Origin of the sequence: Cyanobium sp. ATX 6A2 (assembly GCF_024346355.1) — a bacterium.
Taxonomy (GTDB): Bacteria; Cyanobacteriota; Cyanobacteriia; order PCC-6307; family Cyanobiaceae; genus NIES-981.
Window position 1 is genome coordinate 1 of the sequence record NZ_JAGQCU010000037.1, and the last position, 5,841, is coordinate 5,841.

Genomic DNA, 5,841 nt, shown 5'->3' on the forward strand with positions numbered 1-5,841 from the left:
GCGACTCTGGCCTTGAACTCGGGGCTGTGGGTGCGGCGCTTGCTCATTGGTGGGAGCCCCTTTCAGGGGCGGTACCCCGCCTCAGAGGTTAACGATGGGACCTGTCCAGAAAAGCCAGACCACCTCACTTCGATCCCGATCTGTCCGCAAGTCTGGATGGCTCCCTGCGGGAACTTCTCGCCGATGCGATCGGCTCCCAGGCCCTCAGCGGGATCGAGCGGATCTCGGTGGCGGAAGAGCTCGGGCCACCCCGCCCTGACACGCTCTATCTGGCCTGCCTGCATCTGAAGGAGGGGGAAGCGGAGGAAATCAAGCGCATCCGTAGAGAAACCAACTCACTGGTGATTGGCTGGTTCTGGGATAATCACCACAGTTACAATGATAATTCAGTCCTCGCCAGGGAATTGGATATCTGTGTGCCAGCTCACCACCATGGCCACGGCTTTCTGACCCACGCCAATCCGAGAACGACCCAGCCGCTGCCACTCTGCTGCGCCCAGTGGTCGATCCCAACCCTCGAAAAGCTTCTTGCCGACCAACCACTTAGCGATGATCGCTCCCCCTTTATCACAGGCCGATTCACGCAATCCAGGGATCTCGCCAAAGACTGGAACGTCGGTAGCAGGAGAAGCAATCTGGTCCGTTCCTACGGGAACGGCTTAATTCATAAGCACATTCAGCTGCAGCTTGAATGCAGTGAAGATTATGCCTACTTTTCACTGTCTCCGGAGGGCCGCTTCGCTGACTGGTGCCAGCATCACTTCTCACTCTGTCTGCCCCTGCAAGCTGATCTCTCGCTACGTTTCTTTGACGCGATCGCGGCCGGCCAGTTGCCCTTTGTGGATCAAGAGCTCGCCGGCCCCGTGCTCGACGATCTGGCTCCTTCACTGATCGCCGGACGTGATTATCTGCTGGTGGATGCTGCATCACCTGAGGATCTGTTGGCCGCCCGACAGCAGGCTCTTGGCAGCCTTGGTCTCGAAAACCGACAGGCCTCCTGTGAACGGCTTCGCCACGGCCACCTGCTCGAGCACCGCCTGGCTCTGCTGGCAGGGCCCTGCCTCGAGGTGTTGCGGGAGCGGGAGCCGGCACAGCAGCAGACTCCTGAGCCGAACCTGGACACCATTGTGCGGGCCTTCGATGATTGCCTCGCGGCGCTGGATATTCACGACGACAGAGAGGCTCTCAGGCAGCTGGGGCTGCTACTGGAGCAGCAATCCCCCGCTCACGCCACCCGGGAGGAAACAGCCGAACGGTGGATGGAGGTGCTGACCAGACTTGATCGTCGCGTTCAGGGTGAAAACGGCGACGCTCCCGATCCCGACCAGAAGGCGCAGTTGTGCTGGCAGGCTGTGGCAGTGGTGGACCGGATTGGGGCTCTCCTCCCGGCAGGTGGCAGGCCCAGCTGGCTTCCCTACGTGGACGAACACTTCACCCGTTGCGGAGCACTGCTGTGGCGCGATCGCGCCGTTGGCGACGGCGAGGCTGGCCGGAAAGCGCGCCACCACGCAATCGTGTTGCTGCTGCGACTCAGCCGGCTCCATTCTCCCTGTCCACATTGGGTGCTGCTGGCGGCCAGGGAGCTATTGAAGAGCGACCTCGCCGACGCTCAGGCCTTGCCGGCACAACCGAGGCAACGCCTGGCCCAGATCAGTCAATGGGAGAGGCAGCTGGCCGATCAGGCTGATCTGCTGCACCACCTGGCTAAAGATTTCCAGCAGACGCGTCAGCGGACGGCCGGGCATCTGGATGTATCAGTGGTGATTCCCTTCCACGGCAGGATCAGCGAACTGCAGGTGGCCCTGAACGCCCTTGAAGCTCAGCGCCACCAGGATATCGAGGTAGTTGTGGTTGCTGATGGATGTGCCTTGGACGAGGATGTGCTCGAGAAACTGAGGGCCAAAAGCATCCCAGCCTCCCTCATTGCCCTCCCGGAAAATCAGGGAGCCTTCCGCGCCCGGATGATCGGCGCGATGGCATCATCAGCCACATTTCTGTGGTTTTTCGACCACGACGACTATGTGGACCCTAGCTTTCTGGAAAGGATGCTTGATCGCGCTCGAAGCTCTGAAGCTGATGTGGTCGAATGTCCATTCTGGGTGGTACCGGAAAAAGGAACACCCTACTGGCATAAACGGTTTTGGGGAGAAGAATTGCGCCATGGTGCCGCCATCCTGAATAGCTATCTTTCCGGAGAGTCTCACAACAACTTGGCCAACAAGCTGATCCGGCGAAGCCTCTGGGAACAAGCGATGGCAAGGCTACAAGCCCTTGAAGCGCCCACGAAAGCACGCCTAATCTACCACGAGGATACACTCTGCACGGTATTACTATATTTACTTGCTCAAAACTACGCAAGCACGATCAGCACGGATTATCACTATCGGCAACGGGTCGTAAGTTCCATGAATAGCTCCGATCCCGCAGTGATCAGTGCATGCCTCCAGAGTTTTGAATACGTTCTCACGATAATCAAGCCCCTGCTTATTCAACATTGCGAAGCGAAAGACGTGGTCACGTTTCTCCGCAGGGAAATCGATTGGGCTCTCGATGATCTGATGCGCCGAACATGCAATACTCTTGGCACTTATGACTGGGCGCTGTTGGGTAGCATCCAGAGCATAGTAGACTAACGCAGATGACAAACCCTGGGTCTTCAACAAGTGCAACCACCGGCGCAGGTGAAGCAATCCTGCGTCGACTCACGGGCTTCAGGGTGCAGAGTGTGATGCTGATCGCCGCCCACCCCGATGATGAGATCGTTGGGGCAGGAATGGCGATGGCGTCACTGCCCGGTCTGAAAGTGGTGCATGCCACGAACGGCGTGCCAACTGATCCTCGCTATGCCGGCTGGGCAGGGTTCGATACGCTCGAAGCCTATGAAAGGGCGAGGGAGGCCGAAGCGCGGAAGGCACTGGATCTGCTCGGCTTGCCACAGACCAGCCTGATTCGCCTCGGCTTCGTGGATCAGCAGCTCAGCAGGCGACTGCTTCCGCTCACCCGCCGGCTCGCGGGGCTGATCCGAGAGCATCGGCCCGATCTGGTGATCACCCATCCCTACGAAGCTGGGCATCCCGATCACGATGCCGTGAGCTTCGCCTGTCACCACGCCCTGTGGCTCCTGGAGCAGACCCGAGAACCCGTGCCGGCACTGGTGGAGATGACGTCGTATTTCAGCCGCGACGGCGAGCGGGTGGTGGGCGAGTTCGCGCAGGGCAATGAGGGTGCAATGACCATGCTGCTGAACCAAGCCGACCAAGACCGTAAGACCGCTCTCTACGGCTGCTTCGAGAGCCAGATCGGGCTACTGAGCACGTTCAAGCTTGAAGCAGAGCGTTTCAGGCAGGCACCGCGCTACGACTTCAAGCAACTGCCTGAAGTACCGGAGATCCTCTACGATCGATATGAGTTGGGAACGACTTCCGCTCAGTGGCTGGAACTGAGCTGCGCCGCCACGGCGACCCTCGCAGAGGAGATTTCGCGGAATCAAGTCTGGCAATGGGAACGCCCGCCGGTGGGGCAGGTGAATTTTGGAGATCTGGCCCGCATCGAACCGATCAGCTGGGCGTTCGGCTACGACCGCGGCACCCCGATCGACCGACCCTTCATCGAGGCCTTTCTCGACCAGCACAGGCAAGACATCCGGGGGCGGGTGCTGGAAATTGGCGACGACAGCTACACACGACAGTTCGGCGACGACAGAGTGACGCGTCGCGATGTGCTGCATGTGAAGGAGGGTGCCCCCGGAGCCACGATCATCGGGGATCTCAGCCATGCTCCCCAGATCCCGGATAGCAGCTTCGATTGCCTGATTCTCACCCAGGTACTGGTAGTGATCTTCGATCTGCCAGCCACAATCGCCACGATACACCGCATTCTCAGGCCTGGAGGTGTGGCGTTGATCACTGTGCCTGGAATTTCGAATGTGGATTTCGGGGAGTGGCGCGACAACTGGATGTGGTGTTTCACCACCAACTCACTGCGGAAGCTCTTGCTGCTGCACTTTCCAGAGCATGGAGTAGAGGTGAGCAGCAGGGGCAATCTCTTCACGTCGATTGCGTTTCTGCAAGGTCTCAGCGCCGAGGATCTGCAGGGTTTTCCGGCAGGTGGGGATGATCCGCACTACCCCCAGACCGTGCTGGGACGGGCTGTCAAGTAGTGGCTGGCGAGCTCGTGATGGGGGGAATCAGCCAACTGCTATCACCACGGCCGAGAGTGCAGGTTGCACAGAGACTGATGGGCTCAAAGAGGTAGCCATTGGCGATCACATCATCAATGGAGAGGCCGGTCTGAGCTTCGATGTCGTAGCAGCAGGCGGCGATGCGGCCATCCCACGTGATGGCAAACATGTGCTCTTTCTCGTAGTCGCAAGGCTGCTGCGGAGCGGCATCCGATTGTGTCACCTTCCAGGAGGGCAGGTCCACCTGGCCTGCCCAGTCGTGAAAGTTGCCTTTCTTGGGTTCCCAGAAATAGAGAATGTCGAGGATCCCATCGAGGTGACGGGTGAAATCCTCGGGAGGACGGGTGTGGGCAGAGATGCCGACACCTCGAAGCCCTGAATCAGCCAGTTCCTGCCAGAGACTGCGGGAAAACATCGTATTTGTGGAATCGACTCCATTGGAGGCAAAAGAGACCTCAACACCATTCTCGGTCGCATGTTCAATGAACTTCGGCAACAGCGGGTTCAGCAGGGGTTCACCGAAGTGATTCAGCCAAACGAATTTCCTCTGGTCACGTTCTGGGTTACAGGATTGGCGAACTAGCTTGATACATTTCTTGAATGTATCAAGATCCATGTTGCCCTTGGGGCGCTTCTGCCCTGGGTGCGGGCAATAACTGCACGTGAGCGAGCAGAAATTGGAAGTCTCGATCTGCATCACTTTATAATTCATGGACGGTAAGTAGCGAAGAGGAGTTCAGTCTCTGCAAAAGCTGGCGAATACGAGCATGGAATCCATCTTGAAAAAATCACCGCTTGCGTGCCACGAGGATTTCTCGACGATCTCCAGCCGGCAGCATCGACACGGCAAACCCGGCAAGCTTCAATTTATCTATGTAAGGTCTGAAGTCTTCACGCCCAAGGTCGTAGTGAATTTCACCAACCCAGAGATCCACCTCTTTAAGCGTGTCAACCGAGGCGTCTTCAAACATGTCATACTCTGCGCCTTCAATGTTGATTTTAACTATCATTCTGCCTTGTCCAGATACTAATTCCAAGGCCGTAGCGAGCGACATCACATCAACCTCAACCGAATGACCAGTAAGACGATTGTATGGACCCCCACCTTGCACCATCGTGTGACCCCATGTTTCGTCAGACTCATAAAGTGCGACTTTGCCGTCACGGCCGGCGATGCCCGCTTCGAAAAAGGAGATCTGGCTGTCGAGCTGGTTAAGCACAGCGGAGGCTCGTGAAATCAGTAGCGACTCTTTCTCAGGTTCGAAACACCAGGAACGACAGCCGAAGCGCTTAGACAGAGGTAACGACCAGGAGCCGATATGAGACCCAAAGTCTATGAGCATGTCATTACTATCTAGCTCCTGCTCTGCGACAATGTTGATGAAGGGAGAATTCACCATCCAGTTCAGATTGTCGTGATCGACAGTACCGGCACGCAAAATAAAGTCGACATCCAGCTGGCGAACGATCTCATACATAAGGTGGTTTCCAACTTTGCAGAATGTTAAAGGGTGCTACCATGAACCCTGGTGGTTGAGGTGGGTGCCTTTTATTGGACAGCTCTGGCCCCTGACATCGTTAACCCTGGACGGGAGGAGCAGGGTTCGGTCTCAGTGTAGACCTCATTGGGAGTTTTGCCTCCCAGAGAGCTGTGGGGTCTT

The 5,841-nt window shown here is 57.4% G+C and carries 4 protein-coding genes; 2 read left to right on the forward strand and 2 right to left on the reverse strand.

Annotated features, from left to right (window positions below; translation table 11 throughout):
- Positions 1 to 227 precede the first annotated feature (227 nt).
- On the forward strand, positions 228 to 2,633 hold the full coding sequence (locus KBY96_RS16465) for a glycosyltransferase family 2 protein (protein WP_254980562.1): 2,406 nt from the start codon (positions 228 to 230) through the stop codon (positions 2,631 to 2,633).
- 95 nt (positions 2,634 to 2,728) lie between these two features.
- Positions 2,729 to 4,159, forward strand: a complete 1,431-nt coding sequence (locus KBY96_RS16090; protein ID WP_254980563.1) for a PIG-L family deacetylase — start codon at positions 2,729 to 2,731, stop codon at positions 4,157 to 4,159.
- Here the strand turns inward: KBY96_RS16090 and KBY96_RS16095 are convergent.
- Positions 4,152 to 4,892 carry a radical SAM protein gene (locus KBY96_RS16095; protein WP_254980564.1) on the reverse strand — a complete coding sequence of 247 codons (741 nt, stop codon included), beginning with the start codon at positions 4,890 to 4,892 and terminating at the stop codon, positions 4,152 to 4,154. The two genes, KBY96_RS16090 and KBY96_RS16095, sit on opposite strands and share 8 nt — an antisense overlap.
- 76 nt (positions 4,893 to 4,968) lie before the next feature.
- Entirely contained in the window at positions 4,969 to 5,658 is a 690-nt protein-coding gene (locus tag KBY96_RS16100; RefSeq protein WP_254980565.1) for an FkbM family methyltransferase, read from the reverse strand.
- Between the last annotated feature and the right edge of the window lie 183 nt (positions 5,659 to 5,841).

Bases quoted from the DNA above. Each gene is read 5' to 3' on its own strand.
- KBY96_RS16090 (WP_254980563.1), top strand. From the start codon at position 2,729: ATGCTGATCGCCGCCCACCCCGATGATGAGATCGTTGGGGCAGGAATG.
- KBY96_RS16095 (WP_254980564.1), bottom strand. From the start codon at position 4,892: ATGAATTATAAAGTGATGCAGATCGAGACTTCCAATTTCTGCTCGCTC.
- KBY96_RS16100 (WP_254980565.1), bottom strand. From the start codon at position 5,658: ATGTATGAGATCGTTCGCCAGCTGGATGTCGACTTTATTTTGCGTGCC.